The following is a 20469-nucleotide window of genomic DNA, read 5'->3' as shown; positions in this document are numbered from 1 at the left end:
ACGGTTGTCGGCGGCGGCAAACGCCCGTCGAGAACGGCGAGCTCGAGGCCAGCAGGCCGGATCGAACGTCATCACAGCTCCACCATGGGCGGTCGACTCGTCCGCCTCGCTTTTCGCTTCGTTTATTCGTGCCCCCTCCCGAGTTCCGAACATGGTGTCGGAGCTGACGATCGCAACGATCGTCGCCGTTCTCGTGACCGCCAGCTTTCCGTTCTACCTCTACGGCGCCTGGATCATGATCGACGCCGAGGTCGTCACCTGGGGAGTGTTGCTTCACCACCTCAAGTTCATCGCCGTCGGCCTGGCGCTGACGACCGTTCCCGTCGTCGTCTGGATGATCCCCCGAACGGTGGATCAGATCGGCGGTCTCCTGGCGGTTCACGCCTTTTTCGGCCTGCAGGCGTACGCGATGTTGCTCGTCGGTCTGACCGGAATCGTCCGCATCCTCCAGGTGAAAATCGCCCACGACCTGTATCACGATCCCGACCAGGACGTCGCACTCGACGATCTCCACGAGAACGTCGGCGCGTGGCGAAAACGGCTCCGGATCGGCGTCTTCGGCTACGTCTTCTTCTGGCTGCTCGCCTATCTCCTCGGGATCATCAGGTACCTCATCCGGTACCCGGTGTTCCGTTAGCTGGGCTCTGGTGAATCGCCAGAAAGCGTCGAGTTGATCCGTCAGAACTAGGAAGTTGAAGCGGGAAACGGCGGATGGTCTATGTCCAAAGTCTCCCGCTTCACTGGGAAAGTGGCGACGTTAGCAAAAAGTGCTGTTGGTGGCCGAGGTGAATCCGCCGCCCCGCAGGGTGGCGGCGGATTCGCCGACTACGCCGTCATTTCGCTCCACTGTCTCCGGATTTACCTAGAAAAATCCTACCGCGAAGCGCTCGATCTGCTGAGCGAGATGCCACAAATACTGGCCGAGATCGGCCTTGAGAAGGCTGATCTCCCTGATCACTCGACGCTAGTGAAGGCATTTGACAGGATCAAGATGGCCGTCTGGCGAGTGCTGCTGCGCCTGTCGGCGCAGCTGCACGAGCCATCTGGTCACGCGGCGATGGACGCGACGTTTTTCGACCGCGAAAACGCGAGCAAACACTACTGCCGTCGCACGAATTACCGTGTTCAGACGCTCAAAACAACCGCTCTCGTCGATACAGGGACACAGGCAATCCTCGACGTTCACTGCACAACCGAGAAACGTCACGACACCCAGCTCGGCTGGCAACTCGCCCGCCGCAACGCGGGCGAGTTGCACAGCCTCGCCGCCGACAAAGGCTACGATTGGCAACGATTACGTGATAAACTGCGGGAAGAGGGCGTAAGACCGCTAATCAAGCATCGTGAGTTCCGTCCCATCGATCACGCGCATAACGCGCGGATCGATGAGACTCTCTACGGCCAGAGGGCGTTGTCTGAGACCGTCTTCTCGGTGATCAAGCGCACGCTCGGCGACGCCGTGCGTGCGCGATCTTGGTATCGAGAGTTCCGTGAAGTCGTCCTGATGTGTGCCGTCTACAACATCAAGCGTGCTGTGAACTAGCCAAATCAACCGCTGTATGGCGATTCACCACGGCCGTTAGCTGTTAAAGGGCTCCTCGTCCCGGTGGTTGTCGGGATTCTGGTGCTCCAGGGCGTCGTCCTCTCGCTCCTCGGATTCGTGCTCGATATCCTGACGGCGCTCTTCTTCGTGGCGCTTCCGACGCGCCTCCATCTCCTCTTCGGTGAGTTCCTCGTCGTCCTCCGCGTCGGTGTCCTCCTTCGCGAGTTCGACGTCGCGGCCGTGTTCTGTGTCGTCGGACATGGGTCTTCACCCGGCGGTACGACACTGGATGGAAAAGGGTTTGGCCTTGCGACAGTCGACGCACCGCCTTCCCCCGTCAGCAGGACGACACTCGAGTCCTACCAGGGGTCGCCGGAGGCGAGGTCGACCTCGCTGTCGCCGCGTTCGGAGGGGCAGATGTCTGCAAGCACGCACTCACCGCAATCGGGGCTCCGTGCCGTACAGACAGCCCGTCCGTGGTCGATACAGAGGTGCGTGAACTGCTGCCAGTAGCCCTCGGGAACCAGTGCCATCAGCTCCTGCTCGATCGTCTCCGGGTACTCCTCCTCAGTTAGCCCCAGCCGCCGCGAGAGCCGTTGAACGTGGGTGTCGACGACGATCCCCTCGACGACATCGTGGCCGTGTTGCAGGACGACGTTGGCGGTTTTCCGGCCGACGCCGGGCAGTTCGGTCAGTTCGCTCATCGTATCCGGCACCGCCCCGTCGTGTTCCTCGACGATTCGCTCGCAGGACTCGCGGATGTAGCTCGCCTTGCTGTTGTAGTAGGTGATCGAAGAAAGCGCCTCGGCGAGTTCCTCCTGTGGGGCGTTCGCGTAGTCCTCCGGACTCTCGTAGGTCTCGAACAGTTCGCGCGTCTCCTTGTTGACCCGTTCGTCGGTACACTGCGCCGAGAGGATCACCGCAATCAGGAGTTCGAGACGGTTCGAGTACCGCAGCGAGATGGTCGAATCGGGGTACTCCGCCTCGAGGCGGTCGACGATCTCTTCGGCCTGTTCAGTGCGGCTCTCGAGGGGGGTTCCCATAGGGAACCTGTTGCGAGAGCAGGGGTTTCAGCGATTCGGTTCCGCCGCGACGGAATCAGGCGACCGGTTCCGACCGGAAGGCCGACAGCGTGCCGGACTCGCCGCCAAGGTAGAGCGTCCCGTCGACGACCGCGGACGACGTCCACTCGTCGGCCACGTTCGTACGCCACCGCTCCTCGCCGTCGTCGTCCGAGATGGAAACCACCTCGGTTCCACCGTCGCGGCGTTCGGTAACGAAGACACCACCCCCGTCAGCCTCGGGATGCGGGAACCGCCACGGCGACCGCCATCGCCACCGTTCGTCGCCGTCTTCGATCGAGAGCACGGCGTCCGCGAGCGCGATGTAGACGCGACCGCGGTCGACCGAGAGACCGCGGAGTTCGCCGGGGTCGTGGTGCCACCGTCGCTCGCCCGTCGCCGCGTCGACCGCGTAGACGCCGTCGGAGAACGTGGTCGCGTAAACCGTCCCTCCGTCGACGGCGTAGTCGTAGACGCCCCAATCGGTCCCGTCCTGCCACGTCGTCGAACCATCCGGATCGAACGCGCGGAGTCCCCCCTCGGACCGGTAGATGATCGACTCGCCGACGACCGTTGCGTGCCCCGACCGATCTTCGTCCTGTCGCCACAGGCGGTCGCCGGTATCGGCGTCGAAGGCGGTCAGACCACCCGACGAACCGACGAAGACCGTACCGTCGCGAACGACCGCGTTCCGCGGCCTGCCGGTTTCGGCTTCCCACTCAAGGGAGCCGTGGTACCGGTCGACCGCGTAGACGGGGAACCCGTCGGGTCCGTCCTCGTCTTGGTAGGTCGCGAGGTACACCGAGTCGGGACCGACCCCCAACACGGACTGGTAGACCGACCGCTCGGTTCCGTACTCCCAGTCGACCTCGCCGCTATCGGCGTCAATCGCGTACGTTCTATATTTCCGACCACCCTGCCCGAAGTCGACGCCAGCGACCGCGTAGACGGTCCCGTCTGAAATCGTGGACGCGTCGTCGACGGGAACCGTCGTCTCGTACTTCCACACTCGACCGCCGCTGGCCCGCTCGAGCGCGTAGAGATCCTGCCCCGGAACGTAGACGCGGTCCTCCGTAACCATCGGCGTCCCGGCGATTCCGCCGCAATTGGTACAGTCGTCGCGTCGTCGACCGGGCTCTTCCTCGCGGAACGACCACGCCGCCGCGGGCCGGTCGGGCGGCTCCGGATCGGGTTCGGACTCGTTCGTCGGCGAGGGTGAATCCGTCGGGGACGCGTCGGATTCGTCTCCACCGGTGGCCTCGAGGCAGCCGGCGAGCGACCCGGCGGGGAGGGTGCCAGCGATCGCGCCGAGCAGCCGCCGTCGTGTGTGGCCAGGCATCGTCCGCCCTTTTCCGTCAACTGTATATGTTTTCCGGTGGGTCAACCCGGCGCTCGTCGAGGCGAGGTGGCACACTCACCTCTAGTCCGTCCCGGCGGATGCCGTGAACTTTAAGCGGCCGTCACTCACCTGTGGGGGTATGAAAGCGACGGCGATGGCCCACCCCATTCAGGGTCTCGTGAAGTACCACGGGATGCGCGACGACATCGAGCGACTCCCGTATCACGACAGCATCAGCGTCTGCACTGCGCCGAGTCACACCCGTACTACCGTCGAGTTCTCGATGGAGTACGACGAGGACGTCTACGTCGTCGACGGCGAGGAACTCGAGGGCCGCGCCTTCGACCGACTCGAGGCGGTGGTCGAAAAGGCCCGCGGCATGTCCGACGCCGCCCACACCGTCTACCCCGTCCGGATCGAGAGCGAGAACAGCTTCCCCTCGAACGTCGGGCTTGGCTCCTCGTCGTCGGGCTTCGCCGCTGCCGCCCGCGCGCTCGCCGAGGCCGCCGAACTCGACGCCTCGCTCCAGGATATCTCGACGATCGCCCGCGTGGGCTCGGCCTCCGCCGCCAGGGCCGTCACCGGCGCGTTCTCCCAGCTCTACACCGGCCTGAACGACGAGGACTGTCGCTCCCGCCGGGTGCCGACGAACCTCCACGAGGAGCTCAAGATCGTCGTCGGACTCGTTCCCTACCACAAGGAAACCGAGGACGCCCACGACGAGGCCGCCGACAGCCACATGTTCCAGGCGCGCAACGCCCACATCCACGGCCAGATCGCGGAGATGCGCGATCACCTCCGGAACGACGACTTCGAGGCCGCCTTCGAACTCGCCGAGCACGACTCGCTGTCGCTGGCCGCGACGACGATGACCGGCCCCGAGGGCTGGGTCTACTGGCAGCCCGCCACCCTGGCGATCTTCAACACGGTTCGCGAACTCCGCGAGGAGGAGGGGATTCCGGTCTACTTCTCGACGGACACCGGCGCCAGCGTCTACGTCAACACCACCGAGGAACACGCCGACCGCGTCGAGGAAGCGATCTCCGACTGCGGCGTCTCCACGACGACGTGGGGCGTCGGCGGCCCCGCGAAACTGCTCGAGGACGAAGACGACCACTTGTTCTAAAACGACCTTTTACTCTGCGTTCTGGCAGGCTGACGACAGCGACGCTGTCGCACAGCCTGCCGTCACTCGGTAAAAGCTCGATCAAAAGCACTCCTCCTTCCGTTCCGGACGCTTCGCGTCCTATACATCTGTCGTCGGCCCGCTCACTCGCTTCGCTCTTTCGCGGCGGGAGCCGAACACTCGCCTGCCCTCCCCCGGGTCGCGCGAGTCGCCACGCGAGCGGCGACCGCGCTCTCGGCCACCACCCACTGCTGCTCATTCGCCGCCTACACCTTTATCTCTCGAGTCCCTACCCTACCCCATGCACGTCGCGGTTCTCGGAGCCGGCTACGCCGGACTGACGCTCACGCGGTTGCTCGAGCGCGACCTCCCCGACGACGTCGACATCACCCTGGTCGACGAGTCGCCGGACCACCTCGTCCAGCACGAACTCCACCGTGCGATCCGCCGGCCCGCAGTCTCCGAGGAGATCAGTTTACCACTGCGGGATCTCCTCGAGCGGGCGGGCCTCCGGGTGGCGCGCGTCGAGCGGATCGACCGCGACACTCGGACCGTCGTCTGTGCCGACGGCGACCTCGAGTACGACTACTGCGCGATCTGTCTCGGCGCCGAAACAGCCTTCTACGGCCTCGAGAGCGTTCGAAAGCACGCACTCCCGCTCAAGCGCCTCGAGCACGCGGAACGGATTCGGGCGGCGGCGCTCGCCTCGCTCGAGCGCGAGGAGCCGCGGCTGGTCGTCGGCGGCGCCGGCCTCTCGGGGGTGCAGGTCGCGGGCGAACTCGCCGCGCTGGCCCGCGAGCAGGGCCGCGACGACGCGACGGTGACGCTGCTCGAGCAGTACGACGAGGTCGCTCCGCAGTTCCCGGCGAATTTCCGGAACGCGCTCCGGGAGGCGCTCGTCGATGGCGGCGTCGAGGTCCGGACCGGCGAGACGGTCGTCAACGCGGACGCGGAGGCGATCGCCTGCGAGAGCGGAACGGTGTATCCCGCCGATACCTTGGTCTGGGCCGGCGGCATCGCCGGCCCGGCGGCGCTGTCGGGAGATCGACCGACAGTGCGAAGCGACCTTCGACTCGACGACCGCGTCTTCGCGCTCGGGGACGCCGTCCGCGTCGTCGACGCCCACGGTCAGGCGGTACCGGCGAGCGCCCAGGCGGCCGTCCGCGAGGCCCGCACCGCCGCCACGAATCTCTCGCGGCTCGTCGAGTACGAGCGCGACGGGGGGTTGTTCGAGCCGCGTCTCGAGCGCTTTACGTTCGAGTCGCCGGGCTGGATCGTCAGCGTGGGCGACGACGCCGTCGCGCAGGTCGGCTCGAGGGTTCTGCGGGGGAAGCCCGCGAGGGCGGTGAAGACGACCGTCGGCGTCGGCTACCACTCCGCGATCGGGGACGTCGAAGGGGCCGTCGAGCAGGTACAGCGCGCGCTTCCAGGGCGTCGACGCTGAGCCAGCAGCAATCGCTCGGTGAGTCGAGGTCGCGCAGTAAAAAGGGGCGAGACAACGTCGAACCGGAGTTACCAGCGAGCGCGAGTGAACGCCATTGCGCGCAGCGCAGCACCGACCACGATCAGTGCGATGACCGCCACCGCAAGCCACTGGCCGGTCTGCGTCGAGAGCGCTTCCGCGGTCATGCCGAGCAAGTCGGCGCCGACCGCCTGGCCGACCGCGAACAGGACGACGACGAGGCCGATGACGGCCACGATCGTCTGCATCGCGGTCGACGCCATCCACGCTCCGGGAGCGAAGCGCGGTTCGCGTCGCCGGTCTTCCGGAGGTTGTTCCGCTCGAGCAGAATCACGGCTTCGGCCGCCTTCTGGCTCTTGGGACATGGGTTGTCACCCCGAGCAGGGATACTCGAGCGACGTAAGTTATTATGAGCCCGTTAACTGCAGTCGTCGATCCGCGGACGTCGTCGCTCTCGAGTCGACGAACGATCGGTGCTCGGAAGCAGGATTAGCCGTTTCATAGTCGGCGTCCTCCGGCCATTTCGCCGCTGGCTGACGACGCCGGTGGCCACCGGCTACCCGCTCCCGGACGGGCGATTTCGCCCGAAACCCGGAAGACGGACAACCGACCTGCCCCGGCGATCAGCTCCACCGATCGAGCCCCGTCTGGGTGACGCTCTCCTCGATCCGCTCGAAGCCCCGCTCGACTTCCCCGGTATCGACATCCCACTCCCCGGTGACGTAGCTGCGCGCCGCCTCGAGATCCGGCTCGAGGCTCGTCTCGAACGTGTAGTCGTCGGTCACGTTCGGGTCGCGAAACAGCTGCCGAACCCGGTCGGCGTACTCGATGTGCTCGCCGCGGGCCTCGAGGACGCTCCAGAGGTCGCCGTGTTCGGTGATCGCCGAGATTGCCGTTTTGGGGCCGATTCCGTGAACGCCCTCGTTGAAGTCGGTGCCGATCAGGATCGCGGCGTCGATCAGCTGCTCGAGCGTCAGGTCGTGGTGGGCGAGCGTGGCCTCGAGGTCCATCAGCTCGGGGTCGCCTTTGCTGGTCAGTTGGCGCAGCGTCAGAGGCGCGCCGAACAGGAGCGCGTCGTAATCCTCGGAGCCGACGTAGTCGGCGTCGCCTCGCTTGGCCATGTGGGCCGCCTGGGCCTCGCCCTCGGCGGGCGCTTCGACGATCGGAACGTCGAGCAGTCGGAGGAGTTCGCGGCTCGTCTCCTGGATCGTCGGCGTCAACCGCTGGGTACGCGACTCGAGTTGTGCGATCGCAACCTCGTCACCCTCCTCGCGGGCGGTTTCCAGTTGCTCCTCGTAGCCCGCCCGCTGTTCCCGGCGGGCGTCGATCTCGTCGGCCTTGAGATCGGAGGGGCCGCCGTCGAACACCATCACCGGCACGACGTCGTTCTCGAAGAACTTCGGCAACCCCTGGACGATCCCGATCAGGTTCGCGACCTCGGTTCCGTCGGGCGTGGTGTATTTCGAACTCGAGGTCCACTTGACCGTCGTCGTCAGGTAGCGATAGAGCCAGTTGTGCGCGTCGACGGCGACGACGCCTTCGATCTCGTCGAACGGAAACTCCTCGATGACGGCGAGTTCCCGCAGTGCTGCGTTACCCATTACCCCGCCCTTCGAAGTCGACGTATGAATCGTTGGCTGTTCTCACTCGAGGCGCGCCGGCGGCCCGCGCTCGAGGTGTTCCCGAAGAAAGGCCCGCTCGTCGGCGGAGAGCTCTCGGTCGCCGAACTCGCGCAGCCCCGTCCGGTAGCGCGCGGGCTCGAGCGGAGCGGGGTCGGCAGAGGGCGGTCCGTCCGTTTCGGGCTCGTACTCGAGGACGAGTTCGGCGATTCCCGTCGTCTCGCCGGTGTACTGAAAGCCCACGCGCGACAGCGCCTCGTAGGCGTAGGGATTGTTCACCGCGATCCGTATCCGCTCGTAGCCGCGCTCGAGAGCGCGGTCGCGAACGGCCGCGAGCAGGCGCGGGCCGATCCCCTCGCCGCGTCGCTCGCGCGCGACGGTGACGTACCTGAGCCAGAGCCGCCCCGGATCGGTCCGATCCTGGTTGAACGCGACCGCGGCGACGACCTCGCCGTTCTCCAGAGCGACCGCCTTCCCGGTGTTCGTCATGACGAACTTCCCGGCGTAGCTGAACCGCTCGTGATCGAGGCGGAGTTGCGGTCCGTCCGGCGGCCAGCCCAGTAGGTCGATCTCCACACGAACTCGTCCGTTCGCCGACCACAAAGCCGCTTTCCTCCGTCGTAAGGGCACACGCCGGTGACGCGAACGCTTTTGTCTCCCTTCGTGGTGGATATGCGGACGATGAGCGCCGAATCAGATCAGGTGACCACGTTCGGTATCAGAAGCCGCGTCGGCTGGCCGATCGGTGGCGCCATCGCCGGCGCGGTCGGGGCCGTCGGTTTCGGCATCGTGATGTGGCTGTTCGACCCGGAGATCGTCGAAGCCGCGATTCCAGCCATTTACGGGCTCGAACCGACCGGGATCGCCGGCTGGGGGATCCACGTTGCCCACGGTGCGGTTCTCGGAGTCCTGTTCGCGTTTCTCGTCACTCGCAGGCCGATCCTCGGTGTTCTCCGCGCCGACGTCGAGACGGAGGCCATCTCCAGGAGCAGCGTTATGCTGCGTATCGTGGGTGCCGGCTTCGCCTTCGGACTCGCCCTCTGGGCCGTCCTTCCGGTGATCGTTCTTCCAGTCTGGGCGGGTGCGTTGGGAACCGCCGCGGCCGGCGAGTTTCCGGCGATTGCCGTCGAGAGCATGGTGGGCCACCTCGTCTTCGGAACGATCATGGGGGCCGTCTTCGCCGCAACGATCGACCTCACCGACCGGTCGACCGAGGAACCGCTCGAGGAGTGATCGGCCGGCATCCACAGTAGCGGGTGAGACTGCACTCGCAGCGTAACAGATAACCCGCTCCTCCCGCTTACGTACCCATTGAGAAATGGGCGGAAACGGTGATCGCGGAGAGGGTGACGGCTCTCGTCCCTGGAGCGATGCCGATCGCGGTCTTCGACGGGAGGCGGAGCCGATCGACGACCTGTTCGCCGTCCTTCGGAATCGGGACCGACGATACGCCCTGTACTTTCTTCTCGAGCACGGGACGGTTTCGATGGACGAACTCGCGGACGTCGTCACCGGCTGGACGCGCGCGATGGCCTACGGAATGGCGAGCCGCCGGGTTCGCGATCACACGCTCTTCGACCTCAAACATCGCCACGTTCCCACACTGGTCGAAGCGGGGCTCGCGCGTATCGAGGACGATACCGTCTCGCTGGAGCCAGTATCCGAACCGACGCTCTCGCTCGTCCGGAGAGCGCGCACCATCGAGACTGGCGATAATCACGGATGACGGAACCCCATCACGATGACGTTCCGTAAGTTCTTCGAGCGGATCGAGCGAAACCGAACCGAAATAGTCTGTTACGCAGCCGACGACGACGACCCCGACATCCTCGCCCCGTTTTCGACCCGCGCCGTCTCGATCACACACCGCGCGTTGCCGTCGGACGCCGCCGACGGCTTTCTCGTCATCAAAGACGACGGCGAGTTCGTCTCCTCCATCGGATTTCGAGAGCTCCGTGAGTTTCTCGAGCCGCCGATCTACCGCCCGTGGGACGACGCCATCGTCGGGACGGAGTACTGCACCTTACTCGAGGTTCTCGACAACACGCTCTGTCACACCCTCGAGCGGCGACAGCTGCTCGCAACGAGCCGCGAGATCGAAAACCGCGCCTGGCGGATCGGCCGGGGAACGCTCGCCGTCGGCTTCCAGCACCCGTCCGCACTCGAATCCCAGGCTCCGATCTACGGCCGACTTGCTCGAGAGACCGACCTCGACATCCACGTCTACTGCCGGGACGACTCTGAACCCCCGAAGATTCCGAGAGTGACCGTTCACAGCCACTCGAGCGACGAGATCGGTACCCACTGGTTTCTGGCCTTCGACGGCGGGGGCGACGACCTGCAGGCGTGTGCCCTGCTCGCTCGAGAACGCGAGCGGGAGTCGTTCGAGGGGTTCTGGACGTACGACCCCGAGTTCGTCGCGGATATCCTCCGCAACGTCCGAGAGACGTACGGCTAGCCGAATTTCCGTCTACGGAGGCGCCACGTACTCACGCTGCAGTCTCTGCTCGGGTGGCTACCGGTCCGACGGGCGACGGCAACCGCGTTCGCTTCTCTTCGAACGAATGACTCCTGGTAGACAAAAGTTAACACCACACATGGGGTACCACAGGTATGGGTACCCGGAACCAACGGCCGACCGCCGACCTGCCGTCCGACGAGTTCAGGGAGCTGGGATACCGTACCGTGGACCTGATCGCGGACTACTACGAGGGGCTCGAGGAGCGGCCGGTCTACGTTCAGGCCGACCCGGAGACGGTCGTCGCCGCGTTCGACGAACCGCTCCCGGCGGAGGGTGAGGATCCCGAAGCGATCCTCGACGCCGTCGAGGAGTACGTTATTCCGTACGCGACTCACAACCCCTCGCCGCGGTACTTCGGCTTCGTGATGGGATCGGGCACACCGCTGGCGGCGCTGGCCGACGCGATCGCGGCGACGGTCAACATGAACACCGGCGGCTGGCATCCGGCACCGTCGGGGACGGAAATCGAGCGGCGCTGTATCCGGTGGCTGGCCGAGGCGATCGGCTACCCATCCGCGACGGGCGGGCTGCTGACCAGCGGCGGGACGATGGCCAACGTCACCGCCCTGCTGGCGGCACTTCGCGACCGAACCGACTACGAGACGGCCGACTTCGGGCTCCAGGATGGCGATCGACCGCGGTACACGGTGTACATCGCCGATCACGAGGCACACTCGAGTATCGTCCGCGCCGCGGACATGCTCAACCTCGGGCGCGAGGCAGTTCGGCGGGTCCCGAGTCACGACGACTTCACGATGGACGTCGACGCCCTCGAGGAACTGCTCGCGACCGACCGGGAACGCGGCGAACAGCCCATCTGCGTCGTCGGGCAGGCGGGCTCGATCAACGTGAGCGCGATCGACCCCCTCTCGGAGATCGCCGACGTCTGTGCGGCCCACGACTGCTGGTTCCACGTCGACGGCGCCTGCGGGGCGGTTGGGGCGATGGTCCCCGAACTCGAGTCCCGGTACGCCGGCATGGAGCGGGCCGACTCCGTCACGCTCGACCCCCACAAGTGGCTCTCGATCCCCTACGAGTGCGGTGCCGTGTTCGTCCGCGACCGGGAGGTCCTCGCGCGGACGTTCGCGATGGACGCCGCCTACCTCCGAGGATCGGTCGCCGAAACCCCCGAGGAGTTCGACTACTACGAGTTCGGACCGCAGATGTCCCGCGGGTTCCGTGCGCTGAAGCTCTGGATGATGCTGAAACAGTACGGCCTGGAGGGATACCGAACGCTGCTCCGAAACGGCGTCTCGCGTGCGGAACAGCTCGATAGCCTCGTCCGCGAACACGACGACTTCGAGGCGGTCCAGGAACCGAACCTGTACATCTACTCGTTTCGGTACGTCCCGGCGGATCTCCAGGCGGTGCTGGCGGACCCGCCGGAGATCCCGCTGGCGCGGCTCCACCAGTATCTGGACGAGCTCAACCAGGAGATCACCGACGAGGTGGTCCGAAGCGGGCTCGCGTTTCTCACGACTACGACGATCCACGGCCGGCGCGTCCTCCGGATGTCAATCTGTAGCCACCGAACGACCGACTCGGACATCGACGCGGTGTTCGTCGCACTCGCGGAAACCGGTGCACAGATAGACGCCGAGTGGCGAGGAAAGGCAAGCCTCCCGGTCTGAGTTCGCCGTTGTGACGATCTGTGCGGACCTGGATTTGAACTACCTGAAGACGGTCGCTCTCGCTTCGCTCGCGCGCTGCGACTTCCGTAATTCAAATCCCTCGTGCGAGTTCTGCTGCTCGCGGTGTTGTTCGTAGCTAAGCAAAGCGAAGCGTTGCGAGGTCCTAAAGAGCACGGTGCGCTCTTTTGCGGACAGGAATGCGCGGACCGGGATTTGAACCCGGGCCATGAGCTTGGAAGGCTCAGGTCCTACCACTAGACCATCCGCGCTCACCCCTGAATTTTCGTTCCTCGTTTAAGGGTCTTCCTTTTTCACTCCACTCGAGTCGGGCGACTGTCGTCGACTCTCAGGCCCGCGAAACGAGGTCGAGTCGCGGCGGCTTCACCGGTCGTCGCCACGAACGACGGCGTAACAGTTGCCACTCGAGAGCTCCCACGCCTCAACGGCCAGCGCGCTCGCCTCGAGATCCGCCTCGAACTCGTCGGGTGCGTAGATGTGATAGAAGCGATCGACTGTCTCGCCGCCGGGGAGGGTCCACTCGACGGTCGTGTCGAAGCCGTCCTCGCGGTCGAACCGCCCGTGGGCCGTACTCCAGGCGCTCACGAGGGCGACGCCGTCGGGAGCGAGCACCCGGGCGAGTTCGTCGAGACTCGTGACCCTGGACTCGCGCGTCGGGAGGTGGTGCAGCGTCGCGACGTACACCGCGAGATCGATCGCGTTCTCTCGGAGCGGCAGGCTCGCGGCGTCGCCCTGGAGCAGTGAGACGGAAAACCCCCGATCGTCCGCCCGCGCCCGCCCGGTCTCGAGAAGTCCGCGACTCACGTCGAGGCTGACGACGCGTTCGCAGCGGGCGGCGAGCAGTTCGGCGTGTCGACAGTTACCGCAGCCGAGGTCGAATCCCACCGTTCCGGTCCGGTCCTCGAGAAATGACTCCACCTCGGGCCAGGCGTACTCTCGCGTCGAGGCGAAGTGCGTGGCGATCCGATCGTACGTGTCGCGCACGGCAGCCCGGCGATCCATGTCGATGGGTTACCGGCCCGGTGTAAAAGCGTTCGCACCCACCGATTCGAGAGGCGTCGAACTGCCGGCGAGACGAACGTTCCGACCGGGAAAGTGCCGGCTCGAATTGTTCCCGCACCACCTTCGCTGGCGTTACGTTCATACCGCCGGAGTACCAACCGGTGAGTACGTAATGAGGCGCGAGCACTTCACACTGACCGTTCGCAACGTCGACTGGGTCGAAACCGACGGCGAGCCCCGAAAACCGTCGGTATCGATAGACTTCACCGGCCCGGAGACGATCCTTCGCGAGCGCCTTACCGGTGCCGACGGCGATCTCCTCGAGGCGACGGAAACCGACGTTGCGCTTCGACTCCGGGGGCCGCTCGAGGACGACGCCGACGGCGTCGTCAGCGTGACCAACCGCGTCACCGGCGACTTCGTTCTCGAACTCAACGAGCGAGCAGCGGACGTGCTGGGGTTCATCCGGGCGGCCCGCCGATACGGGAAGGCCGCCTCCGACGACGACGGTCGGTACGGCGTCGAGATCCTTCTCGACGGCGAACGGATGACGACCTACGAGAAGGGGACGTTCCTCGTCTACGACGAGGAGGGCAGTTTGCTCCGCCAGCACAGCCTCATTCCGAGCGGCGTCGAACTCTGAGGAACCGACGCCGCCTCGTTTTCCGAAATCGGTATCTATAAGTGTTTTAGGCGACCCTAAATTACACGAACACCGGCCACGCCGGATGTCGACGATGTCGAAGGGACAACTACGCACGACGGCGACGGACAGCGTTTCTCGAGCGGCCGACACGGCAGATGTCGTCCTCGAACTCGACAGCGTCGCGAAGCAGTACGGCGACGAACCAGTTATCCCCGACCTCTCACTCGACGTTCGTGACGGCGAGATTCTCACGTTGCTCGGCCCCTCGGGCTGTGGGAAGACGACGACGCTCCGGCTGATCGCGGGGCTCGAGCGACCCGATTCGGGAACCATTCGACTCGAGGACAGTCTGGTCGCCGACGACGGACAGTTCGTCTCCCCCGAATCCCGCGGCGTCGGCGTCGTCTTTCAGGAGTTCGCCCTGTTCCCTCACCTCACCGCGCGGGAGAACGTCGCCTTCGGCCTGCAGGCGTGGGACGCCGACGAGCGGGAGCTGCGAGTCGACGAACTGCTCGAGTTGGTCGGACTCACGAGTCACGGCGATAACTACCCCGAGGAGCTCTCGGGCGGCCAGCAACAGCGGGTCGCGCTCGCGCGGTCGCTGGCGCCCGAACCCGAGATGCTGTTGCTCGACGAGCCGTTTTCGAACCTCGACGTCGACCTCCGGGTGGAGATGCGCGAGGAGGTCCGCCGGATCATCAAGGAGGCCGGCGTCACCGCCATCTCGGTCACCCACGACCAGGAGGAGGCGCTCTCGATCTCCGACCGCGTGGCAGTGATGAACAACGGCGACATCGAGCAGATCGACGCCCCCGAACGCGTGTTCCAGCAGCCAAAATCGCGGTTCGTCGCAGGCTTTCTCGGTCACGCGAGTTTCCTCTCGGGGCGTGTCCACGGCGACCACGTCGACACGGCCCTCGGCCGCGTCCTCCGCGAGGACGTCCACGGACTCGTCGCGGAGTACGACGGCAGCGGGATCGACCTGCTGGTCCGTCCCGACGACGTGACCGCCTATCCGACGAACGCGGCCGAGGCGGACGGCCGCGTCGTCTACCGTCGGTACCTCGGCCCGACAATGCTGTACCGGGTCGAACTCGAGGACGGTGACGTCATCGAGTGTATGCACAACCACTCCGACCGCATCGATCTGGACGAACACGTCGCCGTCCGCGTCACCGCAGACCACGAACTCGCGTGGTTCCCCGCGGGCCAGCGCGAGTGAGTCATACGGTCTGGTGTGATTCTTTACCGGTGATCGCAGCCCCGGCCGAGCGATCATCGGTAAAACGTTACAACGGTCCGTATCAACCGAGTCCGGGCGTCTCGTGATCGAACGTCTGGAACTCGACGGTTCGGCCCTCCGGATCCGCGGCGAAGAACTGGTAGATCTCGTAGCGCTCGTTCTCGTGTGGCGTCTCGCGTGCGTACGCTTCGAGACGGTCGTGGGCCGCATCGACGGCCTCGCGCGTCTCGAGGACGAACGTGAGGATTCCCCCGGTATCTGGCGAGTCGCGCTCGCAGAAGCCGAACAGCATGTTGTCGTACCGGCAGATCGTACAGTCCGGCTGTTCGAGCCACACCGTCGCGCCGACTTCCTCGACGTAGAACTCGACGGTCGTCTCGAGGGCGGTCGTGGCGAAGAAGACGATTCCTGACATACGGGCTCTCGAGTGGGGGATGAGATAGTTGTTGGGTTCGAAAGCGGTCGTCCCGGCAGGTGACAGTACTGGAGACGGTGCGAGGCCGCGCCACACAAATCTTAAATCGAAACCGTTCATAGACGTTCACATGCATAAAGACGAACTCCTCGAACTCCACGAGGAACTCGTGATCATTATGGAGTACTTCTCCGAGCGCGAGGACGTTCCGGACGGCCTCTTCGACCCCTACCACCAGCTCGACGTCGACCCGTCCCACGTCCACAAATCCAAGAGCGAGCACAAACACGCCGTCTTCGTGCTCGGGAACGCCCTCGCGAGCGCGATGAGCGAAGACGAGTTCTCGAGTGCGGGCCGCATCGGCAAGCGGATGCAGGAACTGGCCGACGACGCAGAGTCGAAGATCTAGGCGCCGCTCGAGCCAGCCCCGGAACGGTTGGCTGGATCGATGGTGTGGATAGACGAAACGTATTTGGTCCGTATCCCGCTTGTTGGACTATGGACTCGCGCACGAAAGAGCGCGTCGAGCAATGGGACTCTCGCCCGTTCACCGGCGGACACAGCGAACTCTCCGATCTCGCCGACGGGGGGCTCTCTGGGGCCGTCACGGCCGGGAACGCGTGGCTGTTCATGCTTAACGGCCGTATCGTCGGTATCGTCGACGGTGGGCTAGACGCCTTCGAGAACGAATCCGGGACGATCTACGCCGCGCCGGATCCGGGGCTACCGTTGCTCTGTTCGATGGTCGAACGGGGCGGCGAGACTCGAGCAAAGTACTACACGAACGAAACGCCCCTGAAAGAGGTCGACAGGACGCTCCAGGACGGCTCCTTCACGGGCTACATAGAACTGAGCGAGCGGGTTCTCAGCGGCGATTACTACGCCGTTTACTACGGCGGCCGCCGGATGGCCGCCGCCTACATCGGTAACGCCCAGCGCCTGTTGACCGGCGACGAGGCGTTCTCCCGCGCTGCAGAGGAGGTCGGGATCTACGAGGTCATCGACGTCGACCTCGAGGTGACCGACGCCCCGGGTACGATGGACGAATCGCCCGAAGCGACCACCGACGACGCGCCACCGTCGACCACGGCCGATGACGCACTCGAGTCGGAGCCCGCCGAAACGGCGGCCGACACCGGGGAGGGGCCGGCGTCTGTGACCGACGGCGACGCCACGACAGCGTCGGGTATCACCGACGCCGACCGAGCGACCGAACCGACGACACCGGGGATCACCGACGACTCAGCTACAACGGACGAACCCGACCCGTCACCGGCGGCTGAGAGCCCCGGCGAGCCGTCGCCGAGCGAGGCCGAGTCGGATGCCGGCGAGCAACCGGATGCGCCGACCGCCGCCGAGAGCGACGACCGATCGAGCGCCGCGGAACCCGCCGACGTCGAAGCAGCGGCGTCCGAACTCGCCGAGAACGGCGTGCCGTGGGCCGACGACGATGCGGACGAACGGCCTGGCGACAGCGAAGCAATCGACCAGCGCGACGACACCGATGGACCCGACGCGGCAGGAGCGCCAGCCGACGATGGCGCGCCCAGACAGGAGGATGAGACGACGTCGGACGACGACGGTAAACACCGCGAGCGACTCGAGCAGGAGGCGGCGTGGCGGCAAACGCGCAACATTCCCTCGATCGACCCCGGCCAGTCGGCCGATCCGCCGACGAGGCTCCGAACCCAGACCGGCCAGACGGCGTCTGAGTCCCAGTCGATTGCGCGACCCACCCGGGAAGGCGAGGAGGCCTCCGCCGCCGACGAGGAAGCGACGACCCGGCGACGGGGAGACGAAGCGGGGTCCAGAGAGACCCTCGAGTCGGATATGCTCGAGCGAGAGGACACGATCGACCAGCTCACACAGCGCGTCGAGGAACTCGAGCGCCGCCGCGACGACCTGCGCGAGCGCGCGTCGGAACTCGAAACCGAGCGAGATCGGGCCCAGGCGGAAAACCAGGAACTAACGGCGGCCGTCGAGCGGCTCCAGTCGAAGATCGCGGACCTCGAGTCGGAACTCGAGGAGGCACGCACCCAGTCCGGCGAGTCGACAACCGAACTCGCCGGGCGAGAGACCCAGCTATCGCGCGAGCAGGCGCTTTCGGGGACGAACCTGTTCGTCCGCTACGCCTCGAAGAGCCAGCCCACCCTCGAACGAGCCCACGAGGGCCAGGCCGACCAGCCGGAGGTCGCCGAGAACTTACAGCTCGAGCACCACACGGGGTTCGATGCGGCGGACGTCTCCGTCGTCGGCCAGCCCTACGAGGCGTTCCTCGAAGAGTCGATCGAGTACCGGTTCGTCGACTGGCTCACGGAGACGCTGCTGTACGAGGTTCGCGATACGGGCCGTGCCGACGCGCTGGCGGATCTCTACGACTCGATCCCGTACGTCGACCGGGTGGAACTCGACGCGACGATCTCGCTCGCAGAGGACGACACCGCGGACGTCCCCGACTCGGTCCGGTTCGACGTCGTCGCCTTCGACAAGATGGGCGATCCGCTGATCGTCGCGAACATCAACGACTCGCGCGAGCCCGCAACACGGGAGATGCTCGCGGAGATGGAGGAAGCCGCGTCGGCGGTCAAGGCCAACTACCCCGACCTCGGAGCGGCGATGGTCGTCACCTCGAGTTACTTCGACCCGGGCGCCCTCGAGGTGACCGAACAGGCGACGAGCGGGGGCTTCCTCAGCCGAAGCTCGAAGCTGAGTTACGTGACGCTGTCGCGAAAACAGGGTGGCTATCACCTGTGTCTCGTGGAGGCGCGGTCGGGCGGCTTCCACATGAACGTCCCCGAGCTGTAGGTTAGCCCTGGATCTCGGCGACGTCTTCGATCTTCATCCCGTCGAGCTTGTCGACGATGTCGTCGATCTTGCCGTCGAGTTCGTCGACGAACTCGACGGTGCGCTCGGTCTTGATCGCACCCTGACTAGAGGGCTCGATGAGGTTCTCTTCCTCGAGAACGCGCAGGGAGTATCGAACCTTGTGATGTGGGTACCCCGTCTCGTTGGACATCTTGACGATCCCGATCGGTTCGTTTTCGATGACCATCTTCAGGACCTGCAGATGTCGTTCCAGCATATCGACTTCCTTCTCAAGTCGGTCTATCATGGCATTTGTTAACTTGTCTTTCCACCCTTTAAAAGTTACTCATGGGCGGTGACGAAACCACTGTCAACTCGGGGATTGTTCGTGCCAGTAGTTAACGCTTCGGATTGCAGAAGGGGTATCACCTCCAACCCGCGCTCGAGGCCGTCGAGCGAACTGAGCGACGCCGTCCGAACGAGTCACCGGCGCGACTACCCACGTTTGGACACATACGACCGGACTGACGACGACGGATGTACACACACGTGGATAGATAGTCGGTTTCCGGCTCCGCCAGACCGTAATCTGTTTATCGGCCCGGCATGAACCCGGCCCTGTTATGACCGTCACAATCGTCGGGGCCCAACTCGGCGACGAAGGCAAGGGTGGCGTCGTCGACCTCTACGGCGACGCGGCCGACGTCGTCGCGCGCTATCAGGGCGGCGACAACGCCGGACACACCGTCGTCCACGACGGCGAGAAGTACAAGCTGTCGCTCGTTCCCTCCGGCGCGGTTCGGGGGAAGATCGGCGTCCTCGGCAACGGCTGCGTCGTCAACCCGGAGACGCTGTTCGACGAGATCGACAAACTCCGCGAGCGCGGCCTCGAGCCGGACGTCCGCGTCGGAGAGCGCGCGCACGTCATCCTCCCGTACCACCGCGTGCTCGACGGGATCGAGGAGGACGAAAAGCAGGATCTCGCCGCGGGCACCACGAAGCGCGGCATCGGACCGACCTACGAGGACAAGGCGGGCCGGCGAGGCATCCGCATCGGGGACCTGCTCGAGCCGGAAACCCTGCGCGAGCGCCTCGAGTACGTCGTCCCCCAGAAGAAGGCCCTCGCGGAGGACGTCTTCGGCGCAGAAACGGGTGAGGAGTTCGACGTCGACCATCTCTACGAGATCTACCGCGAGTACGGCGAGCGCCTCGCCGAGGAGGGGATGACCGTCGACTGCGGCACCTTCCTCCAGGAGCGCATCGACGCGGGCGAGAACGTGATGCTCGAGGGTGCACAGGGGACCTCGATCGACATCGACCACGGCATCTACCCCTACGTGACCTCCTCGAACCCGACGGCGGGCGGCGCGACCGTCGGCACCGGTCTCGGCCCGACGGTCGTCGGCCAGGGCGAGGTCATCGGCATCGTGAAGGCGTACCTCTCGCGGGTCGGCACCGGCCCGCTCCCGACGGAACTCGGCGGCGTCGAGGGACAGACACCCGAATACGACTCCGAAGCGGGTGCGGGTTCCGAGGAGGAGGAACTCGCCACCTACATCCGCGACGAGGGCGGCGAGTACGGCACCGTCACCGGCCGGCCGCGCCGGGTCGGCTGGCTCGACATGCCGATGCTGCGCCACGCCGCCCGCACGAGCGGTTTCACCGGCCTCGCGATCAACCACGTTGACGTGCTTGCCGGCCTCGACGAGGTGCAGGTCGGCCACGCCTACGAGTTCGAGGGCGAAGAACTGCTCACGATGCCGCCAACGACCGAGAAGTGGGGCCGCTGTGAGGCCACCTTCCGCTCGTTCGACGGCTGGCCCGAGGTCGACTGGAGCGAGGTCGCTGCGGATGGCTACGAGGCGATCCCCGAGAACGCCCGCACCTACCTCGAGTACATCGCCGACGAACTCGACACCCCCATCTACGCCATCGGTGTCGGCCCCGGCCGCGGGGAGACGGTCGTCCTCGAGAACCCCTACGAGTAAGCCGACCGCCGGGCGCGTTCCCGAAACCTTTTGCTGAAGGCGCCCGCCTG

22 protein-coding genes and 1 tRNA gene are annotated in these 20469 nt (G+C 65.5%); 13 read left to right on the top strand and 10 right to left on the bottom strand.

Translation table 11 applies throughout. The annotated features are described in order from the left end of the window. Nucleotides 1-151 precede the first annotated feature (151 nt). The gene (locus AC6I6S_RS13710) at nucleotides 152-637 is read left to right on the top strand and encodes a DUF7321 family protein (RefSeq protein WP_497950868.1); all 486 of its coding nucleotides are present in this window, start codon (nucleotides 152-154) and stop codon (nucleotides 635-637) included. An 81-nt stretch (nucleotides 638-718) separates the two neighbouring features. Beyond that, complete coding sequence (locus tag AC6I6S_RS13705) at nucleotides 719-1543, top strand: IS5 family transposase (protein ID WP_497950867.1); 825 nt, start codon at nucleotides 719-721, stop codon at nucleotides 1541-1543. Between the two features lie 36 nt (nucleotides 1544-1579). Here AC6I6S_RS13705 and AC6I6S_RS13700 read toward each other — a convergent pair whose 3' ends face one another. From AC6I6S_RS13700 to AC6I6S_RS13690, 3 genes are all read right to left on the bottom strand, one after another. Further along, a complete protein-coding gene (locus tag AC6I6S_RS13700) occupies nucleotides 1580-1804 on the bottom strand; it encodes a hypothetical protein (RefSeq protein WP_497950866.1) in 225 nt (74 codons plus the stop codon). Between the two features lie 98 nt (nucleotides 1805-1902). Further along, a complete protein-coding gene (nth, locus tag AC6I6S_RS13695; RefSeq protein WP_497950865.1) occupies nucleotides 1903-2586 on the bottom strand; it encodes an endonuclease III in 684 nt (227 codons plus the stop codon). A gap of 55 nt (nucleotides 2587-2641) precedes the next feature. Beyond that, nucleotides 2642-3943: an outer membrane protein assembly factor BamB family protein gene (locus AC6I6S_RS13690; protein ID WP_497950863.1), complete on the bottom strand. Its 1302-nt coding sequence runs from the start codon at nucleotides 3941-3943 to the stop codon at nucleotides 2642-2644. Nucleotides 3944-4082: 139 nt separating this feature from the next. On the opposite strand from AC6I6S_RS13690, the gene mvaD reads away from it, so the two are divergent. Both mvaD and AC6I6S_RS13680 read left to right on the top strand, forming a co-directional pair. Next, on the top strand, nucleotides 4083-5069 hold the full coding sequence (gene mvaD / locus AC6I6S_RS13685; protein WP_497950862.1) for a phosphomevalonate decarboxylase MvaD: 987 nt from the start codon (nucleotides 4083-4085) through the stop codon (nucleotides 5067-5069). Nucleotides 5070-5370: 301 nt separating this feature from the next. Continuing rightward, nucleotides 5371-6513 carry an NAD(P)/FAD-dependent oxidoreductase gene (locus AC6I6S_RS13680; protein WP_497950861.1) on the top strand — a complete coding sequence of 381 codons (1143 nt, stop codon included), beginning with the start codon at nucleotides 5371-5373 and terminating at the stop codon, nucleotides 6511-6513. Between the two features lie 68 nt (nucleotides 6514-6581). On the opposite strand, the gene AC6I6S_RS13675 is transcribed toward AC6I6S_RS13680, so the two are convergent. From AC6I6S_RS13675 to AC6I6S_RS13665, 3 genes are all read right to left on the bottom strand, one after another. Then, the gene (locus AC6I6S_RS13675) at nucleotides 6582-6896 is read right to left on the bottom strand and encodes a hypothetical protein (RefSeq protein ID WP_497950860.1); all 315 of its coding nucleotides are present in this window, start codon (nucleotides 6894-6896) and stop codon (nucleotides 6582-6584) included. 258 nt (nucleotides 6897-7154) lie between these two features. Beyond that, the gene (gene fen / locus AC6I6S_RS13670) at nucleotides 7155-8132 is read right to left on the bottom strand and encodes a flap endonuclease-1 (RefSeq protein WP_497950858.1); all 978 of its coding nucleotides are present in this window, start codon (nucleotides 8130-8132) and stop codon (nucleotides 7155-7157) included. 42 nt (nucleotides 8133-8174) lie between these two features. Then, nucleotides 8175-8726, bottom strand: a complete 552-nt coding sequence (locus AC6I6S_RS13665) for a GNAT family N-acetyltransferase (RefSeq protein ID WP_497950857.1) — start codon at nucleotides 8724-8726, stop codon at nucleotides 8175-8177. Between the two features lie 105 nt (nucleotides 8727-8831). Here AC6I6S_RS13665 and AC6I6S_RS13660 point away from each other — a divergent pair, with 105 nt between their 5' ends. The 4 genes from AC6I6S_RS13660 to AC6I6S_RS13645 all read left to right on the top strand — a co-directional run bounded on the left by AC6I6S_RS13660 (nucleotide 8832) and on the right by AC6I6S_RS13645 (nucleotide 12302). Continuing rightward, nucleotides 8832-9383 carry a hypothetical protein gene (locus tag AC6I6S_RS13660; RefSeq protein WP_497950856.1) on the top strand — a complete coding sequence of 184 codons (552 nt, stop codon included), beginning with the start codon at nucleotides 8832-8834 and terminating at the stop codon, nucleotides 9381-9383. Nucleotides 9384-9468: 85 nt separating this feature from the next. Next, nucleotides 9469-9876 (top strand): DUF7344 domain-containing protein, encoded by a 408-nt coding sequence (locus tag AC6I6S_RS13655; protein WP_497950855.1) that lies wholly within the window; start codon nucleotides 9469-9471, stop codon nucleotides 9874-9876. A gap of 15 nt (nucleotides 9877-9891) precedes the next feature. Further along, on the top strand, nucleotides 9892-10608 hold the full coding sequence (locus AC6I6S_RS13650) for a DICT sensory domain-containing protein (RefSeq protein WP_497950854.1): 717 nt from the start codon (nucleotides 9892-9894) through the stop codon (nucleotides 10606-10608). A 155-nt stretch (nucleotides 10609-10763) separates the two neighbouring features. Further along, nucleotides 10764-12302, top strand: a complete 1539-nt coding sequence (locus tag AC6I6S_RS13645; RefSeq protein WP_497950852.1) for a pyridoxal phosphate-dependent decarboxylase family protein — start codon at nucleotides 10764-10766, stop codon at nucleotides 12300-12302. 198 nt (nucleotides 12303-12500) lie between these two features. Here the strand turns inward: AC6I6S_RS13645 and AC6I6S_RS13640 are convergent. Beyond that, nucleotides 12501-12571: transfer RNA gene (locus AC6I6S_RS13640), tRNA-Gly, on the bottom strand. 112 nt (nucleotides 12572-12683) lie between these two features. Then, nucleotides 12684-13322 (bottom strand): class I SAM-dependent methyltransferase, encoded by a 639-nt coding sequence (locus AC6I6S_RS13635; RefSeq protein ID WP_497950851.1) that lies wholly within the window; start codon nucleotides 13320-13322, stop codon nucleotides 12684-12686. Between the two features lie 172 nt (nucleotides 13323-13494). Here AC6I6S_RS13635 and AC6I6S_RS13630 point away from each other — a divergent pair, with 172 nt between their 5' ends. After that, a complete protein-coding gene (locus AC6I6S_RS13630; protein WP_497950850.1) occupies nucleotides 13495-13965 on the top strand; it encodes a DUF5793 family protein in 471 nt (156 codons plus the stop codon). 94 nt (nucleotides 13966-14059) lie between these two features. Continuing rightward, a complete protein-coding gene (locus tag AC6I6S_RS13625) occupies nucleotides 14060-15190 on the top strand; it encodes an ABC transporter ATP-binding protein (RefSeq protein WP_497950849.1) in 1131 nt (376 codons plus the stop codon). An 82-nt stretch (nucleotides 15191-15272) separates the two neighbouring features. On the opposite strand, the gene AC6I6S_RS13620 is transcribed toward AC6I6S_RS13625, so the two are convergent. Next, nucleotides 15273-15626 carry a VOC family protein gene (locus AC6I6S_RS13620; protein WP_497950848.1) on the bottom strand — a complete coding sequence of 118 codons (354 nt, stop codon included), beginning with the start codon at nucleotides 15624-15626 and terminating at the stop codon, nucleotides 15273-15275. Between the two features lie 130 nt (nucleotides 15627-15756). Between AC6I6S_RS13620 and AC6I6S_RS13615 the strand changes: the two genes are divergently transcribed. Together AC6I6S_RS13615 and AC6I6S_RS13610 are read left to right on the top strand one after the other, a co-directional pair. Beyond that, nucleotides 15757-16035 carry a UPF0058 family protein gene (locus AC6I6S_RS13615; RefSeq protein ID WP_497950847.1) on the top strand — a complete coding sequence of 93 codons (279 nt, stop codon included), beginning with the start codon at nucleotides 15757-15759 and terminating at the stop codon, nucleotides 16033-16035. Between the two features lie 89 nt (nucleotides 16036-16124). Beyond that, entirely contained in the window at nucleotides 16125-18431 is a 2307-nt protein-coding gene (locus AC6I6S_RS13610) for a DUF7527 domain-containing protein (protein ID WP_497950846.1), read from the top strand. A 1-nt stretch (nucleotide 18432) separates the two neighbouring features. Here AC6I6S_RS13610 and AC6I6S_RS13605 read toward each other — a convergent pair whose 3' ends face one another. Continuing rightward, nucleotides 18433-18738, bottom strand: coding sequence for a hypothetical protein (locus AC6I6S_RS13605; RefSeq protein ID WP_497950844.1), 306 nt, complete (start codon nucleotides 18736-18738; stop codon nucleotides 18433-18435). A 316-nt stretch (nucleotides 18739-19054) separates the two neighbouring features. Between AC6I6S_RS13605 and AC6I6S_RS13600 the strand changes: the two genes are divergently transcribed. After that, nucleotides 19055-20419 carry an adenylosuccinate synthase gene (locus AC6I6S_RS13600; RefSeq protein WP_497950843.1) on the top strand — a complete coding sequence of 455 codons (1365 nt, stop codon included), beginning with the start codon at nucleotides 19055-19057 and terminating at the stop codon, nucleotides 20417-20419. Nucleotides 20420-20469: the final 50 nt, after the last annotated feature.

This window comes from Natrononativus sp. DTA114 (assembly GCF_059736515.1).
Note: the sequence above shows the minus strand (reverse complement) of the source record. Positions and strands in the feature narration are given on the sequence as shown.